Source organism: Streptomyces sp. CAU 1734, from assembly GCF_039888735.1.
GTDB lineage: Bacteria > Actinomycetota > Actinomycetes > Streptomycetales > Streptomycetaceae > Streptomyces.
Genome location: NZ_JBDQQP010000023.1, coordinates 86,722 through 105,659 on the forward strand (window position 1 = coordinate 86,722; position 18,938 = coordinate 105,659).

Annotated in this window: 18 protein-coding genes; 10 read left to right on the forward strand and 8 right to left on the reverse strand. The window is 71.2% G+C overall.

What is annotated here, in order from left to right:
* Positions 1–45: 45 nt before the first annotated feature.
* Both AAFN69_RS32445 and hemL read right to left on the reverse strand, forming a co-directional pair.
* A complete protein-coding gene (locus AAFN69_RS32445) occupies positions 46–816 on the reverse strand; it encodes a histidine phosphatase family protein (RefSeq protein WP_347732483.1) in 771 nt (256 codons plus the stop codon).
* On the reverse strand, positions 813–2,120 hold the full coding sequence (gene hemL, locus AAFN69_RS32450; protein ID WP_347732484.1) for a glutamate-1-semialdehyde 2,1-aminomutase: 1,308 nt from the start codon (positions 2,118–2,120) through the stop codon (positions 813–815). The genes AAFN69_RS32445 and hemL overlap by 4 nt, the downstream gene beginning before the upstream one ends.
* Before the next feature lie 274 nt (positions 2,121–2,394).
* Here hemL and AAFN69_RS32455 point away from each other — a divergent pair, with 274 nt between their 5' ends.
* Positions 2,395–2,952, forward strand: coding sequence for a hypothetical protein (locus AAFN69_RS32455; protein ID WP_347732485.1), 558 nt, complete (start codon positions 2,395–2,397; stop codon positions 2,950–2,952).
* A gap of 130 nt (positions 2,953–3,082) precedes the next feature.
* On the opposite strand, the gene AAFN69_RS32460 is transcribed toward AAFN69_RS32455, so the two are convergent.
* Positions 3,083–3,673, reverse strand: a complete 591-nt coding sequence (locus AAFN69_RS32460) for a TIGR03086 family metal-binding protein (protein WP_347732486.1) — start codon at positions 3,671–3,673, stop codon at positions 3,083–3,085.
* 62 nt (positions 3,674–3,735) lie between these two features.
* On the opposite strand from AAFN69_RS32460, the gene AAFN69_RS32465 reads away from it, so the two are divergent.
* The 4 genes from AAFN69_RS32465 (at position 3,736) to AAFN69_RS32480 (ending at position 6,833) form a co-directional block, all read left to right on the forward strand.
* Positions 3,736–4,581 carry a helix-turn-helix domain-containing protein gene (locus tag AAFN69_RS32465; RefSeq protein WP_347732487.1) on the forward strand — a complete coding sequence of 282 codons (846 nt, stop codon included), beginning with the start codon at positions 3,736–3,738 and terminating at the stop codon, positions 4,579–4,581.
* Between the two features lie 40 nt (positions 4,582–4,621).
* Positions 4,622–5,170, forward strand: a complete 549-nt coding sequence (locus AAFN69_RS32470; RefSeq protein WP_347732488.1) for a GNAT family N-acetyltransferase — start codon at positions 4,622–4,624, stop codon at positions 5,168–5,170.
* 57 nt (positions 5,171–5,227) lie between these two features.
* Complete coding sequence (locus AAFN69_RS32475) at positions 5,228–5,956, forward strand: Mut7-C RNAse domain-containing protein (RefSeq protein ID WP_347732489.1); 729 nt, start codon at positions 5,228–5,230, stop codon at positions 5,954–5,956.
* Between the two features lie 112 nt (positions 5,957–6,068).
* Complete coding sequence (locus AAFN69_RS32480; RefSeq protein WP_347732528.1) at positions 6,069–6,833, forward strand: SDR family oxidoreductase; 765 nt, start codon at positions 6,069–6,071, stop codon at positions 6,831–6,833.
* Between the two features lie 42 nt (positions 6,834–6,875).
* Here the strand turns inward: AAFN69_RS32480 and AAFN69_RS32485 are convergent, their stop codons facing one another.
* The gene (locus AAFN69_RS32485; RefSeq protein ID WP_347732490.1) at positions 6,876–8,069 is read right to left on the reverse strand and encodes an RtcB family protein; all 1,194 of its coding nucleotides are present in this window, start codon (positions 8,067–8,069) and stop codon (positions 6,876–6,878) included.
* A 172-nt stretch (positions 8,070–8,241) separates the two neighbouring features.
* Between AAFN69_RS32485 and AAFN69_RS32490 the strand changes: the two genes are divergently transcribed.
* The 3 genes from AAFN69_RS32490 to AAFN69_RS32500 all read left to right on the forward strand — a co-directional run bounded on the left by AAFN69_RS32490 (position 8,242) and on the right by AAFN69_RS32500 (position 11,546).
* Positions 8,242–9,102: a DUF3558 domain-containing protein gene (locus tag AAFN69_RS32490; RefSeq protein ID WP_347732491.1), complete on the forward strand. Its 861-nt coding sequence runs from the start codon at positions 8,242–8,244 to the stop codon at positions 9,100–9,102.
* Positions 9,103–9,223: 121 nt separating this feature from the next.
* The gene (locus AAFN69_RS32495; protein ID WP_347732492.1) at positions 9,224–9,979 is read left to right on the forward strand and encodes a DUF3558 domain-containing protein; all 756 of its coding nucleotides are present in this window, start codon (positions 9,224–9,226) and stop codon (positions 9,977–9,979) included.
* A 166-nt stretch (positions 9,980–10,145) separates the two neighbouring features.
* The gene (locus AAFN69_RS32500; protein WP_347732493.1) at positions 10,146–11,546 is read left to right on the forward strand and encodes a DUF2637 domain-containing protein; all 1,401 of its coding nucleotides are present in this window, start codon (positions 10,146–10,148) and stop codon (positions 11,544–11,546) included.
* An 890-nt stretch (positions 11,547–12,436) separates the two neighbouring features.
* Here the strand turns inward: AAFN69_RS32500 and AAFN69_RS32505 are convergent.
* Complete coding sequence (locus AAFN69_RS32505; protein ID WP_347732494.1) at positions 12,437–13,381, reverse strand: AraC family transcriptional regulator; 945 nt, start codon at positions 13,379–13,381, stop codon at positions 12,437–12,439.
* An 81-nt stretch (positions 13,382–13,462) separates the two neighbouring features.
* Here AAFN69_RS32505 and AAFN69_RS32510 point away from each other — a divergent pair, with 81 nt between their 5' ends.
* The gene (locus AAFN69_RS32510; protein ID WP_347732495.1) at positions 13,463–14,308 is read left to right on the forward strand and encodes an NmrA family NAD(P)-binding protein; all 846 of its coding nucleotides are present in this window, start codon (positions 13,463–13,465) and stop codon (positions 14,306–14,308) included.
* A gap of 48 nt (positions 14,309–14,356) precedes the next feature.
* Here AAFN69_RS32510 and lysS read toward each other — a convergent pair whose 3' ends face one another.
* On the reverse strand, positions 14,357–16,087 hold the full coding sequence (lysS, locus tag AAFN69_RS32515) for a lysine--tRNA ligase (RefSeq protein ID WP_347732496.1): 1,731 nt from the start codon (positions 16,085–16,087) through the stop codon (positions 14,357–14,359).
* Between the two features lie 211 nt (positions 16,088–16,298).
* On the opposite strand from lysS, the gene argS reads away from it, so the two are divergent.
* Complete coding sequence (argS, locus tag AAFN69_RS32520) at positions 16,299–18,071, forward strand: arginine--tRNA ligase (RefSeq protein ID WP_347732497.1); 1,773 nt, start codon at positions 16,299–16,301, stop codon at positions 18,069–18,071.
* 60 nt (positions 18,072–18,131) lie between these two features.
* Here argS and AAFN69_RS32525 read toward each other — a convergent pair whose 3' ends face one another.
* Positions 18,132–18,401, reverse strand: coding sequence for a DUF1876 domain-containing protein (locus tag AAFN69_RS32525; protein WP_347732498.1), 270 nt, complete (start codon positions 18,399–18,401; stop codon positions 18,132–18,134).
* A 65-nt stretch (positions 18,402–18,466) separates the two neighbouring features.
* A complete protein-coding gene (locus AAFN69_RS32530) occupies positions 18,467–18,910 on the reverse strand; it encodes an ATP-binding protein (protein ID WP_347732499.1) in 444 nt (147 codons plus the stop codon).
* Positions 18,911–18,938: the final 28 nt, after the last annotated feature.

An 18,938-nucleotide genomic window follows, 5' to 3' on the forward strand; every position in this document is an offset into this window, starting at 1 on the left:
TGATTTTTTATGGAGAGATGATGATCTCTCTGGAAAACGGGGGCCTCAGGCCCCGAACGCCTTGGATTTCCCCTTCACCGGCTTGGCTCCGGCGAGCAGATGCGGCGGCACCAGATCGCGGGCGGGCTCGGAGTACTTGACGGCGACGATGCGGTCGCCCTCGTAGGTGAAGGTGGTCAGCGAGGCCAGCGTGCACTGGCGGCGGCGCGGGTCGTGCCAGAGCGTGCGCCGCTCGACGAAGCTCCGGACGATCCAGATCGGCAGCTGGTGGCTGACGAGCACCGCCTCATGGCCGCGCGCGGCGTCCCGGGCCGTGCCCAGGGCGCCCATCATCCGGACGACCTGCTCGATATAGGGCTCGCCCCAGGAGGGGCGGAAGGGGTTGGTCAGATGCCGCCAGTTGCCCGGCCTGCGCAGGGCGCCGTCGCCGACCCCGAAGGTCTTGCCCTCGAAGACATTGCCCGCCTCGATCAGCCGGTCGTCAGTGCCGAGCGGCAGACCGTGGCTCTTGGCCACGGGGTCGGCGGTCTCCTGGGCGCGCTCCAGCGGGGAGGCGGTCACCTGGGTGATGTCCCGGTCGGCGAGCGCCTCGGCGACCCGGTCGGCCATCCGGCGGCCGAGGTCGGAGAGGTGGTAGCCGGGCCGGCGGCCGTAGAGGACGCCGTCGGGGTTGTGGACCTCTCCGTGCCGGACCAGATGGACGAGGGTGCGGGTGGTGTCGTCACCGCCGCTGCCGTTGCCGACCAGCCCGTGGGCGTGGTAGCCGCCGATCTTCTCGATGCCGGTCGGCTCGCCGGCGCGGTTCCCGCCGCTCATGCCGCGGCCTCCGCGGCGGCACGGGCGGCGGCGGGCAGGGCGGCGGCGATGCGCTCGACGGCACGGCTGTCATGGGCCGTGGAGACGAACCAGGACTCGAAGGCGGAGGGCGGCAGATAGACGCCGTGCGCCAGCATCGTCTGGAAGAAGGCATTGAAGCGGAAGGCTTCCTGCCGCTTGGCCGTCTCGTAGTCGGTGACCGCGTCCGGGGTGAAGAAGACGGAGAACATGTTGCTCGCCGTCTGGAGCCGGTGGGCCACCCCCTCCTTGGTGAGGGCGTCGGTGACCAGCCGCTGGATCTCCGCCGAGACGGCGTCCAGCCGGTCGTACGCGGCCCGGTCGAGCAGGCGCAGCTGGGCCAGGCCGGCGGCGGTGGCGACCGGGTTCCCGGAGAGGGTGCCCGCCTGGTAGACGGGTCCGGCCGGGGCCAGATGTCCCATCACGTCCGCCCGCCCGCCGAAGGCCGCGGCCGGGAAGCCGCCGCCCATGACCTTGCCGAAGGTCATCAGATCGGGCTCGACGCCGTCGACCCCGTACCAGCCGGCCCGGCTGGTGCGGAAGCCGGTCATCACCTCGTCGGAGATGTAGAGCGCGCCGTTCTCCCGGCAGAGGTCCTTCAGACCCTGGTTGAACCCGGGCAGCGGCGGGACCACGCCCATGTTGCCGGGGGACGCCTCGGTGATCACACAGGCGATCTCACCGGGGTGCGCGGTGAAGGCGGCGCGGACGGCTTCGAGGTCGTTGTAGGGCAGCACGACCGTCTCGCCCGCCTGCGCGCCGGTGACCCCGGGGGTGTCCGGCAGCCCGAAGGTGGCCACCCCGGAACCGGCGGCGGCCAGCAGCGCGTCCACATGTCCGTGGTAGCAGCCCGCGAACTTGACGACCTTCGCCCGGCCGGTGAAACCCCGGGCGAGCCGGATCGCCGACATGGTCGCCTCCGTACCGCTGGAGACCAGCCGGACCTGCTCGACGGGGGCGATCCGGGCGACGATCTCCTCCGCGAGGGCGACCTCCCCCTCGCCGGGGGTGCCGAAGGAGGTGCCGCGGGACACGGCCGCATGCACCGCCTCCAGTACGGCCGGATGGGAGTGGCCGAGAATCATCGGCCCCCACGAGCAGACGAGGTCGACATACTCGCGCCCGTCCGCGTCGGTGAGGTACGGGCCGGTGCCGGACACCATGAACCGGGGCGTACCGCCCACGGCCCGGAAGGCCCGCACGGGTGAGTTGACGCCGCCGGGCGTCACAAGGGAAGCGCGGTCGAAGAGCGCCTGCGAAACTGGGGCTTCGTATGAGTACGGCACTTTGGTCCTGATCTGCGATTCGAGGGCTAGGGCGGCCGGGGCGAATGATCTCGGCCACGGGTGAGCAGGGCGCGCGATCTCTTCGTATGACGAAACAGCGTCACCCTCGTCGCATCTGCGAAACTGGGGCGACACAGGGAAGGCTCACGGAATCCATGGTGTCAGAGGCCACGGTGTTCCTCGCGGACAGGTGTTTCACCTGACGTTCACGGGGGAGGTCACTGTCACGATGATCGGGTTGCGCGGCGGGGGCTGCGAGTGGTCGGGTGGAGATATGTATCGCGGTGGACCGGGCGAGGGGACCGACGACCTGGGACCTGAGCCTGCCCGTCGGGGCAGGCACCGGCGCGGCGACGCGGACGCGGGTGCCACGGCAGGCAGGAGCAGCGGCCGAGTGGGGGTGACCTACAAGTACTTCGGCGCGCCCGACGGGGCCACGGCCGCACGGGTGCCGATCTCCATGCGCCCGGAGGAGCTGGGCGGCGACGAGCTCGGCATGGGCGGACTCTTCACCAAGATCAAGCCGGAAACCATCGCCGCGATGGTCCTCACCGGCATTCAGGGCATGCCGCTGAACAAGGTGCCGCCGCTGGAGCTGGTGGTGCTCCACCCCGACTACGCGGTGGTGAAGCTCCCCATGACGGTGGTGGACCCGCTCCGCGACATAGGCGAGGAGTCGGTGGGCGCGGCGGCCTTCATCTGGTCGACGGTGCCGGACCGGGGCGGTCCCCGGGACGCCTTCCATGTCTACCGGCTGCTCCATGAGTGGCAGGACTTCAGCCAGCGGCTCCACGAGGCGGGGCACCAGCCCTACTGCCTGGTGTGGCCTTAGTCACCCCAGCCCGCGCCGCGACCGCCTCACCCACACGGAGACCGCCCCGGCCGGGGCGGTCTCCCGCATGCGGCGGACCGTACGACCGGGGCGGCCGGGCCGCGGACATCGGCCCCCGCACCCTCCGCGATCACCGCGCGGGCGGCTCCCAGTGCGGATCCCGGCCGGTCACCGCCAGCATCCGCTCGAAATCGGACGCCGCCTCCCCCGGCTCGACCGCCGCGCCGTACACCCCGTACTCGCGCGCCATCGGAGCCATCGCCGCCACGGCCGGCGCCAGCTCCGCGATCACGAACCCCTCCGGCGCGTAGCTCCGCCCCGTCGCCCGCGCCAGGTCCCAGGCGTGCACGGTCAGATCGCCCAGCGCCATGAAGCCCACCGTCCGGGCGGGCAGCCCGAGCGAGCCCGCGGTGCCCTCCTCCGCGCCCGGCGCCGCCCAGGCCGCCGCGAGCGCCGCGGTCTCCGCCGCGAACCGCTCCCGCCAGTCGCCGCCCGGCTCCACCCGGCGCGGCGCGGCACCGAAGTCCGCCTCCCGCTTCGCCGCCAGTTCCCGGAAATTGGTCACCACCTGGAAGAGATGGTCGGCCAGTTCCCGTACGTCATATTCCGGACACGGGGTCGGATCGCCCAGCTGGTCGTCGGTGATCGCGCGCACCACCGGCAGCGCGCTCCCGGCCGCCGCTCCGAGCAGCTCACTCATGGTTCTCGTCCGATTCGTCATGGTCCCGACCGTAGAAACCCGGCCGCCCGGCGTCTTGAACAAACGCGACATAGGATCCGGCCATGGCTGGTCATGGCCCGCGCCGCGACACCCGCGGCATCGTCGGAGCCCGCGAGCTCTTCACCCGGGTCCGCTTCCGCCGCCGGCTGCCCGACCCGGCGCTGCGCCCGTTCCTGGAGCACTACTGGCTGATCGACTGGGAGCTCACGGAGCCGTACGCGACCCATGTGGTGCCGCATCCCTCGGTGAACCTCGTCTTCCGGCGGTACGGGGACGAGCCGGCGCGGGGTGAGGTGGCGGGGATCGGCACGGAGCTGTTCACCATGAAGCTGGAGGGCCGGGGGCGGGTCTGCGGGGTGCAGTTCCGGCCCGGCGGATTCCGGCCCTTCGCGCCGGAGCGGCCCGTCTCGGCCTGGACGGGCCGCCGGGTGCCCGCCGGTGCTCCGGCCGGGCCCCTCGCCTCCCTCGGTGCCGACGGCGGCGCGGCGGCGGTCACCGCTCCGGAGTCCGAGGACGGCCGGGTCGCCGCGCTGGACGCCCTCCTTCTCCGGCTGGCCCCCGGGCGGGCGGATCCCCGGGCGCTGCGCGCCATGGAGCTGGCCGGCCGGATCCGTGACGACCGGACCGTCCGGCGGGTCGCCGAACTCGCCGCCGCCGAGGGAGTCTCGGTCCGCTCGCTGCAACGGCTCTTCGCCGACTGGGTGGGAGTCGGGCCGAAATGGGTGATTCTGCGCTACCGGCTCCATGACGCGCTGGAGCGCGCGGAGGCGCGGAGCCCGGCCGCCGCACCCGACTGGGCGGCCCTCGCGGCGGAGCTCGGCTACAGCGATCAGGCCCATCTGGTGCGCGATTTCACGGCCGCGGTCGGTGTGCCGCCGACCGTGTACACCGCCCGGACCGGCGCCTGAGCCCCGTGCGCTGTCAGACCCTCCCCCTACAGTTCGAACCATGGTGAACGAGAGTTCGGGAGTACGCATCGAGGCGTGGTCCGAGGAGGACTTCGACCTGCTCCGCGCTGCCAACGCGCCGGAGATGACGGCCCATCTGAGCGGGCCGGAGACGGAGGAACAGCTGCTCGCCCGGCACCGGAGATATGTGACCCTGAGCGCGGAGGACACCGCCCGGAGCCGGGTGTACCGCATCGTCGCCGCCGACACCGGGGAGCGGGCGGGGACCATCGGCTTCTGGGAGAGCGACTGGCAGGGGCGGGAGATCTACGAGACGGGGTGGGGCGTCCTCCCCGGTTTCCAGGGGCGCGGCATCGCCAGTGCGGCGGCCCGCGCGGTGATCGGGGCGGCCCGCGCCGCCGGCCTGCACCGCTGTCTCCACGCCTTCCCCCGGCTGAGCAACACCGCGTCGAACGCGGTCTGCCGGAAGGCCGGTTTCCAGCTGATGGGCGAGCACGAGATCGACTACCCGCCGGGCAGTTTCCATCCGTCCAACGACTGGCGGTTCGATCTGTGGGCGCCCCTGCCTCCCGCGCCTCCCGGCCCCTGAGCGGACCGCCCGCCAAACCGGATGCCGCCGTCCCCGCCCCCATGGCAAGCTGCTCGGGTGAACGGACCGGAGATCCATCTCAGCGTCGCCCCTGAGCTGCGCCTTTTCATCCCGTCAAAGCGCCGTGCGGGCTCCACGACACTGGTCACCGACGGGGTGTCGACGCTCGGTCATGTCATCGAGTCACTGGGCGTGCCGCTGACCGAGGCGGGCCGGCTCACGGTCGACGGCGCCCCGGTGACCACCGCCCACATCCCGCGCGAGGGCGAGACCGTCGAGGTGTACGGGGTCGAGCGGCCCCAGCGGGTCCCGGGCGCCCCGCTGCGGTTTCTGCTCGATGTCCATCTGGGCACCCTGGCGCGCCGGCTGCGGCTGCTCGGGGTGGACGCGGCGTACGAGAGCGAGGACATCGGCGATCCGGCGCTGGCGGCGCTCTCGGCGAAGGAGCGGCGGGTCATGCTCTCCCGGGACCGCGGGCTGCTGCGGCGCCGGGAGATCTGGGCCGGGGCCTATGTCTACAGCGATCAGCCGGATGACCAGCTCCGCGATGTGCTGGCCCGGTTCGCCCCCGAGCTGGCCCCCTGGACACGCTGCACGGCTTGCAACGGCCCGCTGCGGGACGCGGACAAGGACACCGTCCGGGATCAGCTGGAACACGGCACGGAGCGGAATTACGACGTCTTCGCGCAGTGCGCCGCCTGCGGCCGGGCGTACTGGCGCGGGGCGCACCACGCCCGGCTGGAGGCGATCGTGGACGGCGCCGTACGCGAATTCGGCGGCCCTTGAGGCCTTCCGCCGGATCCTGCCGGGGCTTCCCGGGTGACCGGCGCTCCGGGGCTCGGCCGCCGGTCCCGCCTATCCTGGCCGCGTAATCGACCGTATGCGCGAGGGAGCAGAAATGACCGCCGCCGGGACACCTGTCGCCGTCGTCACCGGAGCGAGCAGCGGCATCGGGGCGGCCACCGCGCGCCGGCTCGCCGCCGCCGGGTTCCATGTGATGCTCACCGCCCGCCGGGCGGACCGGATCCAGGCACTCGCCGACGAGCTGACGGAGGCGGGGCACCGGGCCACCGCGCGGACTCTCGATGTCACCGACCGGTCGGCGGTCGATGTCTTCGCGGCCGGGCTCGACCGCTGCGACGTCCTGGTGAACAACGCGGGCGGCGCGCTCGGCGCGGACCCGGTCGCCACCGCCGACCCGGCGGACTGGCGGCGGATGTTCGAGGTCAATGTCATCGGCACCCTCCACACCACCCAGGCCCTGCTGCCGGCGCTCACCGCGAGCGGCGACGGCACCGTGGTCGTCCTGACCTCCACGGCCGGCCTCGCCACCTATGAGGGCGGCGGGGGCTATGTCGCGGCCAAGCATGCCGAGCGGGTGATCGCCGAGACCCTCCGGCTGGAGATCGTCGGCACCCCGGTCCGGGTGATCGAGATCGCGCCGGGGATGGTGAAGACCGAGGAATTCGCCACGACCCGCTTCCGGGGCGACACGGAGAAGGCGGCGAAGGTCTACGCGGGAGTGGCCGAACCGCTCACGGCCGGCGATGTGGCGGACACCATCGCCTGGGCCGTCACCCGTCCGTCCCATGTGAACATCGATCTGCTGGTGGTGCGCCCCCGGGCGCAGGCGTCCAACCAGAAGGTGCACCGCACCCACTGACCGTGCCGCCGGGGGCGATCCGCCGGACCGCCCCCGCCCCGCTCAGCCCTTCACACAGATGACCTGCTTGAGCTTGGCGACGATCTCCACCAGATCCCGCTGCTGCTCGATCACCTTCTCGATCGGCTTGTACGCCCCCGGGATCTCATCCACCACACCCTCGTCCTTCCGGCACTCGACGCCCCGGGTCTGGTCCTCCAGATCCCTGGTCGAGAACCGCTTCCGCGCCTGGTTCCGGCTCATCTTCCGGCCGGCTCCGTGCGAGGCGGAGTTGAAGGACTTCTCATTGCCGAGACCCTTCACGATGTACGAGCCGGTACCCATCGAGCCGGGGATGATCCCGTGGTCGCCGCTGCCCGCGCGAATCGCTCCCTTGCGGGTGACCAGCAGATCCATCCCGTCGTACCGCTCCTCCGACACATAGTTGTGGTGGCAGGAGATCACGGGCCGGAAGGAGACCTTCGCCTTGCGGAACTCCCGCCGGACGACCTCCTGGAAGAGCCCCATCATCATGGCGCGGTTGTACTTGGCGTACTCCTGCGCCCAGAAGAGGTCATTGCGGTACGCCGCCATCTGCGGCGTCTCGGCGACGAAGACGGCGAGATCCCGGTCGATCAGATCCTGGTTGTGCGGCAGCTTCTGCGCCTCGCCGATGTGGTGGGCGGCCAGCTCGGCGCCGATGTTGCGGGAGCCGGAGTGCAGCATCAGCCAGACGGCGCCGGTCTCGTCGAGGCAGAGCTCCACGAAGTGATTCCCGCCGCCGAGCGTGCCCATCTGGAGCATCGCCCGCTCGCGGCGGAATTTCACCGAATCCGCCACCGTGTCGAAGCGGCCCCAGAAGTCGCCCCAGCCCTCGGCCGGGAAGCCGAACACCCGCTCGGGATCGACCGACTCGCGGTGCATGCCCCGCCCGACCGGAATGGCCTGCTCGATGCGCGAACGGAGCCCGGAGAGATCGCCGGGAAGGTCATTCGCGGTGAGCGAGGACTTGACCGCCGACATCCCGCAGCCGATGTCCACCCCGACCGCCGCCGGACAGACCGCGCCCTCCATGGCGATGACCGAACCGACCGTGGCGCCCTTGCCGAAATGCACGTCCGGCATCACCGCCAGCCCCTTGATCCAGGGCAGCGTGGAGACATTCCGCAGCTGCTGCATGGCCAGATCCTCGACCGAGGCCGGATCGGCCCACATCCGGATCGGCACCTGATCGCCGGGCATCTCCACGTACGGCATAATCGATCAATCCCCCCGATAAACAGATAAAACAAGCAAAAAGCAAAACCAGCGCCAATGCCTGCGAAAGACCCGGTGAACCGGCGGCCGCGGCGGCGCGTGCGATAGACATTGTGTCCACCGGCCGCTGTCACGCGGCAACAGCTTTTCCGCTCGAAAGGAGCCCGGGACCGTGCCACGAAAGGCGTACGCACCCCACCGCGAGACGGGCAGGACGCACCGGACCGCGGTGCGCGCGTCCGGCTTCGCCTCGGTGTTCCTCACCGCCGTCGCGGTCCTGGTGACCGGCTGCACCGGCACCGGCGGGGCCGAGGACGCCGCGGCGGACGCGAAGACCGGAACGGAGACCGCGCCGGTCGCCCAGCCCGGCAAGTACCGCTCCCTGCTGGAACCCTGCGGCTCCCTCGGCCGTTCCACCCTCGAAGAGCTGCTGCCCGGCATGGCCCAACTCCCCGAGGAACAGCGGAAGGATCTCCTCCGCGGCACGCCGGTGAGCACCTACGACCCCGACCGCCGGGCCGGCTGCGGCTGGAAGGCCGACTCCCAGGACACCGCCCACACCCTCAGCCTCGACTTCGAGCGCGTGGTCTCCTACGACCCCGCGGTCAGCGACGCCGACCGGGCCCGGGAGGTCTTCGCGAAGAAGCAGGCCGCCGTCTCCGCCACGGCCGGCGATCCGGGCACGGAGACCGCCTCCTCCGGGGAGACCGCCACCGACTCGACCGCACCGGCCGCGTCCGACGATCCCGCCCAGTCCTCCGGCAGCCCGTCCGGCACCCCGGACGACCTGGCGCCCCGCGCCCTCGACGGCATCGGCGACGCCGCCTTCCTCAATGACGTGGTCGACTCCGCGGACACCGGATCCACCGCCCGGCACCGCACCGTGAGCGTGGCGTTCCGCACATCGAATGTGATCGTCACCGTGGTCTACGCCGAGCATCCCGGCCGCCTCGCCGAGGTCCCCAGCAGCAAGGAACTCCAGGACAAGGCCCAGAACGTGGCCCGGAACCTGGCGGAGAAGATCAGCGACTGACCGTCCGGCGCGGCACCGCGGGACCGGACCCCGTCAGGGCGGAGAGCACCCCCGCGGCGCCCCGTCCGCGTACCGTGGCCCCAGGTCGGAGACCGCACCACCGAACGAAACCGAAGGAACCATGCACCGAACAGCCCCGCGTCTCGCCCGCATACTCGCCTGCGCAGCCGTCCCGGTGATGCTCGTCGCCGCGGGCTGCTCGTCGGACTCCGGCTCGGACGAGAAGAAGACGTCGAACAGCTCCGGCGAGAGCGGCGGAGAAGACCAGGGCAAGGGCGCCGAACCGGCTCAGTCGGAGACGGAGAAGGCCCCCGCGGTCGAGCCCGCGAAGTTCGCCAAGCTCCCCGACACCTGCGACGCGATCACCGCGAAGTCCATCGGCGAGCTGGTGCCCTCGGCCAAGGTCAAGGGCGGCACGGCCGGCCGCTCCACGGACACCGCGAGCCGGGGCAGCTGCTCCTGGAACGGCCTGGACGACCGGGGCGTGAAGGGCTCGCAGTACCGCTGGCTCGATGTCTCCTTCCTCCGCTACGACTCCGACGAGAGCCTCGGAGTGAGCGCGGCGGAGCGCGCCGGCGAGACGTACACCAAGGAAATCGCCAAGGCCCAGACCACCAAGGGCGCGACCAAGGTGCGCACGGCCGCGGTGACCGGAATCGGCCAGGTCGCGTCGACCGTGACGTACCAGCTGAAGAAGACGGGTGAGCAGTTCTCGTATGTCACCGTCGTGACCCGTACCGAGAACGCGGTGATCACCCTCACCTACAACGGCACCGGTTACGCGGGCGCGAAGAACCCGTCTGTCTCGAATCTGCTGCAGAAGGCCGTCCCGGCGGCGAAGGAAGCGGTCGCCGCGGTGGCCAAGGCGAACGCCTGACCCGCCTCCCGTGAGCCCGGCGGCAGACGGCCGCCGGGCTTTCGGCACCCGGAATGGCGACCTTCACGAACAACCGGCCGACCGCAGCAAGTAGCCTGCCCCTGGCCGAAAAGGAACACGCGTCCAGCCGTCGGTGTGCACGCGTTTCGACACGGGAGGGGTGCCGATGGCCGCGATGCAGCTGACACGCACGCACCGGATACTCATCGCGATCGTCGTCACGGGCGCGGTGATCATCGCCGGTATCGGTTTCGCCGGTTCATACGCGGCGGTGCGCGACCTCGCCGAACGCAAGGGCTTCGGGGATTTCGCCCTGGTCTTCCCCATCGGCATCGACGCGGGCATCTGTGTCCTGCTCGCGCTGGATCTGCTCCTGACCTGGATGCGCATCCCCTTCCCGCTGCTGCGCCAGACGGCCTGGCTGCTCACCATCGCCACCATCGCCTTCAACGGCGCGGCCTCCTGGCCCGACCCGCTGGGCGTGGGCATGCACGCGGTGATCCCGGTGCTCTTCGTCGTCTCGGTGGAGGCCGCCCGGCATGCGGTCGGCCGCATCGCCGACATCACCGCCGACAAGCACATGGAGGGCGTGCGGCTCACCCGCTGGCTGCTCTCCCCCGTCCCCACCTTCAAGCTGTGGCGCCGGATGAAGCTGTGGGAGCTGCGCAGTTATGAGCAGGTCATCAAGTTGGAACAGGACCGGCTGATCTACCAGGCCCGGCTCCAGGCCCGGTTCGGCCGCGCGTGGCGCCGCAAGGCCCCGATCGAGGCGCTGATGCCGCTGCGGCTGGCGAAGTACGGGGTGCCGCTGTCGGAGACGGCCGCGGCGGGGCTGGCGGCGGCGGGTGTGGAGCCCGCGCTGCTGCCGCCGGCTCCGGCTCCGGTGCCCCGGCAACAGCCTGAGCTGGTACGGGAGTCCCCGAAGCCGCCGAGCCTGAGCAAGGAGCCGGCGGAACCGGGCCGCGCGCAGCTGCCGCCGGGGCGGGAGGAGTCGGCGGACGCGGGCCCTGCCGGCGTCCCGGTGGAGCGGCGTGGGGCGTCACGGCAGTGGGCGGAGGAGGAGTGGCGCGAGGAGGACCGCTCCCCCGAGTACGACGAGTACGGCGCGCACGCCCCGGACCCCGAGGAGTCCCAGGGCAGCCCGTGGTTCGCGCGGCAGGCGCAGGACGTGGTGTACGAGGGCGGCTACGACCCCTCGTACCCGGCGGACACCAGGATCGCGGACCCCGACGCCCCCCAGGTCCCGACGGGTTCCGGTGACCGGATGCGCCCCCTCGGCGACCCCAGCCGCCGCCCGGAGCCGCCCCGCCGCCCGTCGTCCCCCGAGCCGCAGCCCGAGCCCGAGCAGCTCGCCGAGGAGGTCCGGGAGTTCTACGAGGCCGCCTACCCGGTCTTCGTGACGCTCTCTCACGAGCTGAGCGACTACCCCAAGGCCGAGCACCTGGACATCCACCTCGCGGACGTCCACGGCATCACGCACCCGGACAGCGCGGCGCTGCTGAGGCAGGCGATGCCGGCGTTCAAGCAGCGCATACAGACGGAGCTGGTGGACGACCACATCGCGTAGCCGGACGCGGGCGCGGTTCGCTTGGCGCGGGTCCTTGCGGGGCGCGGGTCCTTGCGGGGCGCGGGTCCTTGCGGGGCGCGGGTCCTTGCGGGGCGCGGGTCCTTGCGGGGCGCGGGTCCTTGCGGGGCGCGGGTCCTTGCGGGGCGCGGGTCCTTGCGGGGCGCGGGTCCGGACCCCGCGCCTCAATCGCCGGCGGGGCTTGAATTGGCGTCCTCGCCCGCCAGTGCGGGCAGGATCTGGCGCCCTTGCCTGTCCGGTGCGGGCCGGGTTTGGCGTCCTTGCCCGCCTGTGCGGGTACAAAGCAGGGCACCTTGCCATGGGTGCGGGCCGGGGGCCCTCCGGGCTCGACTCCTCAGAGCCGGCGGAAACCGGCCCGCTTGCACTGATCACCCCGGTCTTACCGCCGGCTCTTCCGGGGACGACCCTGTACACCCCCTTCCCGGGCGTCGCCCGATAAGCGGCCCCCCACCGCCCCCGGGCTGTTCTGGTGCGGGAGCGCCCGCCCAGAAGCACCCGCCCACTCTGACGCCCATCACGATCCGGCCCCTGGGTGACGTTCCGGAGCGGGGTTCCCCGCCTTGTGAAACCGTCTCGGAACGCGCGGACGGGCAAAGCATCGTCATCACGCACTGGGCTTACTCGCGGAAGGGGGGACGCGCAGGAGCGGTACTGGGGCATCAAGCGTGATTTGTGGCGCAAACCCGGGCGAACAAAACAAGACCGGGTGACCGCGCCGTAAATCATGCAGCCCCAGTGCCGAACCGGAGCGGCACCCAACCCGCACCAACAAGCACCCAGCCCGGGCATACGGGCAACCCGCACCAACAACAGCCCAGCCGGCGATTGAGGCGGCGCCCACCCCGGACCAGGGTGACCAAACCCCGCCCGCGTCAGACCGCCACCGCCCCCCGATAGTCGCTCGGCCTCGTCCCGTACACCCTCTTGAACGCCACGCTCAGCCCGAAGGGACTCCGGTACCCCACCTGCCGCGCGATCGACTCCACCGTCCCCTCCGTCCGCGCCAGCAGATCCGCCGCGAGGGCCAGCCGCCAGCTCGTCAGGTAGGCCATCGGCGGCTCGCCCACGAGGTCGGTGAAGCGCCGGGCGAAGGTCGCCCGCGACACACCGGCCTCGTCGGCGAGCGCCGACACCGTCCAGGAACGCGCCGGCTGATCGTGGATCAGCCGCAGCGCCGTCCCGGTGACGGGGTCGCCGAGCGCCCGGAACCACCCGGGCGGATCCGCCTCGGGGCGGGCGAACCATTCCCGGAGGGTGGAGAGGAGGAGCAGGTCGAGGAGCCGGTCGAGGACGGCCTGTTGGCCCGGGTCGTCGCGGCCGATCTCCGCGTCGGTGAGCGCGAGGATCGGCCCGGGCTCACCGTCGTGGCGGACGACGAGGACCCGGGGCAGCGCGTCGAGGAGCCGCCGGGAGAGCCGGCCGTCGGCCTGGTAGCCGCCGGTGAGCAGGACGGTCGGCCCGTCGGGGGCGTTCCCGCAGGTGCGTACGCCGAGGAGGAGTTCGTCGCCGAGTTCCGCGCCGTCGGCGGTGGTGCACGGCTCGGGGCAGCGCGCCACGTACAGCGGCGGCGAGGTGCCGGTGGGGCTGTCCGCGAGGGAGAAGGGCTCGGGTCCGACCACGATGGCGGCGTCGCCGCGGCCGAGTTCGACGGGCTCGGCGTCGCCGGTCACCACCCAGCTCGTGCCGCGCACGATGGTGATCAGGGTCAGAGGGGTGCGGGCGGCGAACCGGACCGACCAGGGCGCGGCCACGATGTTCCGGCCGAACACGGCGCCATCGGATCTGACCTCGTACATCAGGCTCGCCAACGCGTCCATGACACAACTTTAGACGCTGAGACATCGGAGTGAGCGAATAGATCATTCCGGGACGGGCGGGCGGACGGCTTGACTTGCCGCATGACGACACAGACAACGAACAAGCCGATTCTGGTCCTTGGCGGCACGGGAAAGACGGGCCGCCGGGTGGCCTCCGGACTGCGGCGGCGCGGACGCGAGGTCCGGGTGGCGTCCCGGCAGGGAGGGACCCGCTTCGACTGGGGTGACGAGAACACCTGGGAGCGGGCGCTGGAGGGGGCCGGCTCGGCGTATCTGGTCGATTCCATGAGCGGCGGCGCGGCGTCGGAGATGACCGCCTTCGCGAAGCTGGCGGTGGAGCGGGGGGTCGAGCGGCTGGTTCTGCTCTCGCACCGCGACTGGGTGGTTCCGGCCGGAGAGGAGAAGCTTCCGTGTGAGCGCGCGGTGCGGGAGTCGGGCGCGGAGTGGACGTTCCTGAAGCCGTCGTGGTTCTCGCAGAACTTCAGCGAGGACGCGTTCTTCCGGGGGCAGATCCTGGACGGCGAGGTGGTGATGTCGGCCGGTGACGGTCTTGAGCCGTTCATCGACGCGGACGACATCGCCGATGTCGCCGTGGCGGCGCTCACCGAGGACGGCCACGGCGGTGAGGCGTACGAGCTGTCCGGCCCGCGCCTGCTGAGCATGGCGGAGATCAGCGGCGAGATCGCCCGCGCCACGGGCAGGACGATCACCTACCGCCCCGTGTCCCCGGCCGAGTTCGCGTCCTACGCGACCGGCCGGGGTGTGCCGGAGGAGTTCGCCGGCCTGCTGAACACGTTGTACGGCTGGATCGCCGACAACCGTTTCGCCACGCTCGCCGACGGCGTCCAGCGCGCCCTCGGCCGTGAGCCCCGCGATTTCGGCGACTACGCCCGGGCCACCGCGGTGACCGGTGTGTGGCACCCCTGAGAGGCCGGGGCGCGGAGCCGTGAGAGCCCCGCGCCCCGGAAGCCGCGGCTATCCGCCGAGCAGCACCCGCACCCGGTCCGCGCCGACCGCCAGCAGCAGCGTCGGCAGGCGGGGGCCGGTCTCGCGTGTCACCAGGAGCCGGTACAGCAGGGCGAAGAAGGTCCGCTGCGCCACCTTGAGCTCCGGCGTCGGCTTCGCGTCCGGCGCGAGGCCCGCCATCACCTTCGGCACGCCGTAGACGAGCGTGGTGAGCCCGTCGAGCGACCAGTGCGAGTCGAGTCCGTCGAGCAGCCGCCGCAGCGACTCGCGGCCGGCCTCGTCGAGCGAGGAGAGCAGCTCGGTGTCCGGCTCGGCGCGCACGATGGTGCGCGCCTCCGCCGGTACCTGGCTGCTGATCCAGTGCTCGGCGCGGTCGAGCCGGGGCCGCACCTCGTCGAGGGAGGAGAGCGGGTTGGCCGGGTCGAGGTCGCTCAGGATACGCAGGGTCTGCTCGTCGTGACCGGCGGTGATGTCCGCGACGGAGGCGAGGGTGCGGTACGCCAGCGGCCGGGGGGTGACCGGCAGGGCGCCGGCGGCGGTGCCGACGGCCCGGGTGTACGCGGCGACATCGGCGGGCAGCGCCGACCCGTCGGCGACCTTCGCGCCGAGCTTGTCCCACTCGTCGTAGAGCCGCTGGATCTCCTGGTCGAAGGCGATCTTGAAGGACTGGTTGGGCCGGCGCCGCGCGTACAGCCAGCGCAGCAGCGGCGCCTCCATGATCTTCAGCGCGTCGGCCGGGGTGGGCACGCCGCCCTTGGAGGAGGACATCTTGGCCATGCCGCTGATGCCGACGAAGGCGTACATCGGGCCGATGGGCTGCCGGCCGCCGAAGATCCGGTCGACGATCTCGCCGCCGACCTGGAAGGAGGAGCCGGGGGACGAGTGGTCGACACCGCTGGGCTCGAAGATCACGCCCTCGTGCGCCCAGCGCATCGGCCAGTCGACCTTCCAGACCAGCTTGCCCCGGTTGAACTCGTTGAGCAGGACGGTCTCCGAGTGTCCGCACGCCGTGCAGGTGTACGTCAGCTCGGTGCTGTCGTCGTCGTACGCCGTGACGGTGGTGAGGTCCTTGTCGCACTGACCGCAGTAGGGCTTGTACGGGAAGTAGCCGGCCGATCCGGTGCCGTCCTCCTCGCCCGCCGCGCCGGACCCCTCGGCCGCTTCCAGCTCGGCCTCGTCGAGGGGCTTCTGCGACTTCTTCTGGGGGGTCTTCTTGGTGCGGTACTGGTCGAGGATGGCGTCGATGTCGGCGCGGTGGCGCATCGCGTGCAGCACCTGCTCGCGGTAGGCGCCGGCGGTGTACTGCTCGGTCTGGCTGATGCCGTCGTACTCGACGCCCAGCTCGGCGAGGGAGCCGATGAGGACGGCCTTGAAGTGGGCGGCCCAGTGGGGGTGCGCGGAGCCCTTGGGCGCGGGCACGGAGGTGAGCGGGCGGCCGATGTGCTCGGCCCAGCTCTCGTCCACGCCGTCGACCCCGGCGGGCACCTTGCGGAACCGGTCGTAGTCGTCCCAGGAGATCAGGTGCCGGACCTCGTGCCCGCGCCGCCGGATCTCGTCGGCGACCAGGTGCGGGGTCATGACCTCGCGGAGATTGCCCAGGTGAATGGGGCCGGAGGGGGAGATTCCGGACGCGACGACGACAGGTTTCCCAGGCGCGCGCCGTTCCGATTCCGCAATGACTTCGTCCGCGAAACGGGAGACCCAGTCGGTCTCGGTGCTGCTCTGAGCCACGGTCGGCACGTCCTTCTTTCTCGTATCGGGTCGGTCCGGGGGCGACCCGAGGGGCCGGATTCTCATTCTCCCAGACCCGGCGGCCCGCTCCCGGGCTGTCCGCGGCCCCGGCGGCCCGGGAGCCGGGCCCGGGAACAATGGGTGAGCAGGAGGCTGCTCCCCCGTGGGACACTTGACAACCGAATTAGACCGCATTCCCCGACCTCAGGAACGGAAGCTCATGGCCTCGGTCCCTTCTCTCGCTTCGACTGTGCAGCAGCGCCTCGCGGAAGCCCTCTCGGCAGCCCTGCCGGAGGCCGGTTCCGCCGACCCGCTGCTGCGACGTAGCGACCGGGCCGATTTCCAGGCCAATGGCATCCTCGCCCTCGCCAAGAAGGCCAAGGGCAATCCGCGCGAGCTGGCGACCCTGGTCGTGGCCGCGATCCCGGCCAATGACGTGCTGAAGGAGATCGAGGTCTCGGGCCCCGGCTTCCTGAACATCACCGTCACCGACCGGGCGATCGTGGACACCCTGGCGGCCCGCGCCGCCGATGACCGGCTCGGCGTCCCGTACAACCCGGACGCGGGCACCACCGTGATCGACTACGCCCAGCCGAATGTGGCGAAGGAGATGCACGTCGGTCATCTGCGGTCGGCGGTGATCGGTGCCGCGATGGTGGAGATCCTGGAGTTCACCGGCGAGAAGGTGATCCGCAGGCACCACATCGGCGACTGGGGCACCCAGTTCGGCATGCTCATCCAGTATCTGATCGAGCACCCGCACGAGCTGGACCACAAGGAGGGCGAGGAGGTCTCCGGCGAGGAGGCCATGTCCTCGCTGAACCGCCTCTACAAGGCGTCCCGCGCGCTCTTCGACTCCGACGAGGAGTTCAAGGCCCGCTCGCGGGACCGGGTGGTGGCGCTCCAGTCCGGTGACAAGGAGACCCTGGCCCTCTGGCAGCGGTTCGTCGACGAGTCGAAGATCTACTTCTACTCCGTCTTCGACCAGCTCGACATGGAGATCAGGGACCCCGATGTCGTCGGCGAGTCCGCGTACAACGCCATGCTGGACGAGACCTGCCGGCTGCTGGAGGAATCCGGCGTCGCGGTGATCTCGGACGGCGCGCTCTGTGTCTTCTTCGACGACATCAAGGGCCCGGACGGCAATCCGACCCCGCTGATCGTCCGGAAGTCCAACGGCGGATACGGATACGCCGCCACCGACCTCTCCGCCGTGCGCGACCGGGTGGGGAATCTGGGCGCGGACACCCTGCTGTACGTGGTCGACGCGCGGCAGTCCCTGCACTTCAAGATGGTGTGGGAGACCGCCCGCCGGGCCGGCTGGCTGAATGACAAGGTCAAGGCCGTCCAGCTCGCGTTCGGCACGGTCCTGGGCGCGGACGGCAAGCCGTTCAAGACCCGTGAGGGCGAGACGGTCCGGCTGGTGGATCTGCTCCAGCAGGCCGTGGAGCGGGCGACCGCCGTCGTCCGGGACAAGGACGAGGAGCGCGGCCAGCTGACCGAGGCGGAGATCGTCGAGCACGGCCGCCAGGTCGGCATCGGCGCGATCAAGTACGCCGACCTGTCGACGTCCGCCGTGCGCGACTACAAGTTCGACCTGGAGCAGATGGTCTCGCTCCACGGCGACACCTCCGTCTACCTCCAGTACGCCTATGTCCGCATCCGGTCGATCATGCGGAACGCGGGCGACGCCAAGCCGGCCGCCCACCCGGAGCTGGAGCTGGCCCCGGCCGAGCGCGCGCTGGGGCTGCATCTGGACCGGTTCGCCGAGACGGTCGCGGAGGTCGCCGAGTCGTACGAGCCGCACAAGCTGGCCGCGTACCTCTACCAGCTCGCCTCGCACCTGACGAAGTTCTACGACCAGTGCCAGGTCCTCAGCGCGTCCAATCCGCCGGAGGTCGTGGAGAACCGCCTCTTCCTGATCGATCTGACGGCCCGCACCCTGCACCAGGGCATGGCGCTGCTGGGCATCAGGACCCCTGAGCGCCTCTAGGTACGCGGGAAGGGGGCACCCGGCCACGGTCCGTGGCGGGGTGCCCCCTTTCCGTTTGAGTCACCGCAGCGGATGTGAGGTCCGCCCGGATGCCTCGTCGATCTCGACATGTGCCTTCTGCAACAGCTGTGAGGCGATGTCCATGAGAGCCCGCGCACCCGCGATCTCCTCACCGACCCGCAGCTGCTCATCGTCCGAGGGGTGACGCTGCGCATTGCCATGGCCACGGATCTCGGAACCATCCCCGAGCCGGACCATCGCGGCCGCACGCGTACGGTCGCCCTCTTCGCGGAATTCCATCTCGACATGCCATCCGACGAGCGTCTGCATGATGGATCACCTCCCGCACCACGTCTCGGCGGTACGTATTCCAGGGTGCGCCCGCCGGGCCCGGATCACCACTCGTCCCCGCCACCGGACACGGCGGCGGGAATGGCGACGGTGGCGGCGGTCGCGAATTCGCACCACACCACTTTGCCGGGCGCCCGCTCGCCGATCCCCCACTGGTCGGCGAGCGCGGCGACCAGCAGGAGCCCGCGCCCGGACTCCTCCTCCGCCGATACGCGGACGACCGGCACCCCCGGCCCGCTGTCATGGACCTCGACGCGCAGTACGCCGTCGGAGCGGAGCCGGAAGCGGAGCTGATAGCCGCGGCCGGGAGGAGCGCCGTGCATGACGGCATTGGTGGCGAGTTCACTGACGCACAGGAGTACGTCATCCATTCGGGGATCGCAGCCCCATTCCTTGACGATCGCGCGTGCGAATTCCCGGGCGGCGGGGATAGTCTTGCGCTCGCGGCGGTAGAACTGCCTTCGAAACTGTGGGGGTTGTTCACTCATGGTGCGAGAGTTGCGCGCGGATACCCCA

Excerpts from the sequence above, each read along its gene's own strand:
- AAFN69_RS32445 (WP_347732483.1), bottom strand. The coding sequence starts at position 816 with ATGAGCGGCGGGAACCGCGCCGGCGAGCCGACCGGCATCGAGAAGATC.
- AAFN69_RS32455 (WP_347732485.1), top strand. The coding sequence starts at position 2,395 with ATGTATCGCGGTGGACCGGGCGAGGGGACCGACGACCTGGGACCTGAG.
- AAFN69_RS32460 (WP_347732486.1), bottom strand. The coding sequence starts at position 3,673 with ATGACGAATCGGACGAGAACCATGAGTGAGCTGCTCGGAGCGGCGGCC.
- AAFN69_RS32465 (WP_347732487.1), top strand. The coding sequence starts at position 3,736 with ATGGCTGGTCATGGCCCGCGCCGCGACACCCGCGGCATCGTCGGAGCC.
- AAFN69_RS32470 (WP_347732488.1), top strand. The coding sequence starts at position 4,622 with ATGGTGAACGAGAGTTCGGGAGTACGCATCGAGGCGTGGTCCGAGGAG.
- AAFN69_RS32480 (WP_347732528.1), top strand. The coding sequence starts at position 6,069 with ATGACCGCCGCCGGGACACCTGTCGCCGTCGTCACCGGAGCGAGCAGC.
- AAFN69_RS32485 (WP_347732490.1), bottom strand. The coding sequence starts at position 8,069 with ATGCCGTACGTGGAGATGCCCGGCGATCAGGTGCCGATCCGGATGTGG.
- AAFN69_RS32495 (WP_347732492.1), top strand. The coding sequence starts at position 9,224 with ATGCACCGAACAGCCCCGCGTCTCGCCCGCATACTCGCCTGCGCAGCC.
- AAFN69_RS32500 (WP_347732493.1), top strand. The coding sequence starts at position 10,146 with ATGGCCGCGATGCAGCTGACACGCACGCACCGGATACTCATCGCGATC.
- AAFN69_RS32505 (WP_347732494.1), bottom strand. The coding sequence starts at position 13,381 with ATGGACGCGTTGGCGAGCCTGATGTACGAGGTCAGATCCGATGGCGCC.
- AAFN69_RS32510 (WP_347732495.1), top strand. The coding sequence starts at position 13,463 with ATGACGACACAGACAACGAACAAGCCGATTCTGGTCCTTGGCGGCACG.
- argS (WP_347732497.1), top strand. The coding sequence starts at position 16,299 with ATGGCCTCGGTCCCTTCTCTCGCTTCGACTGTGCAGCAGCGCCTCGCG.
- AAFN69_RS32525 (WP_347732498.1), bottom strand. The coding sequence starts at position 18,401 with ATGCAGACGCTCGTCGGATGGCATGTCGAGATGGAATTCCGCGAAGAG.
- AAFN69_RS32530 (WP_347732499.1), bottom strand. The coding sequence starts at position 18,910 with ATGAGTGAACAACCCCCACAGTTTCGAAGGCAGTTCTACCGCCGCGAG.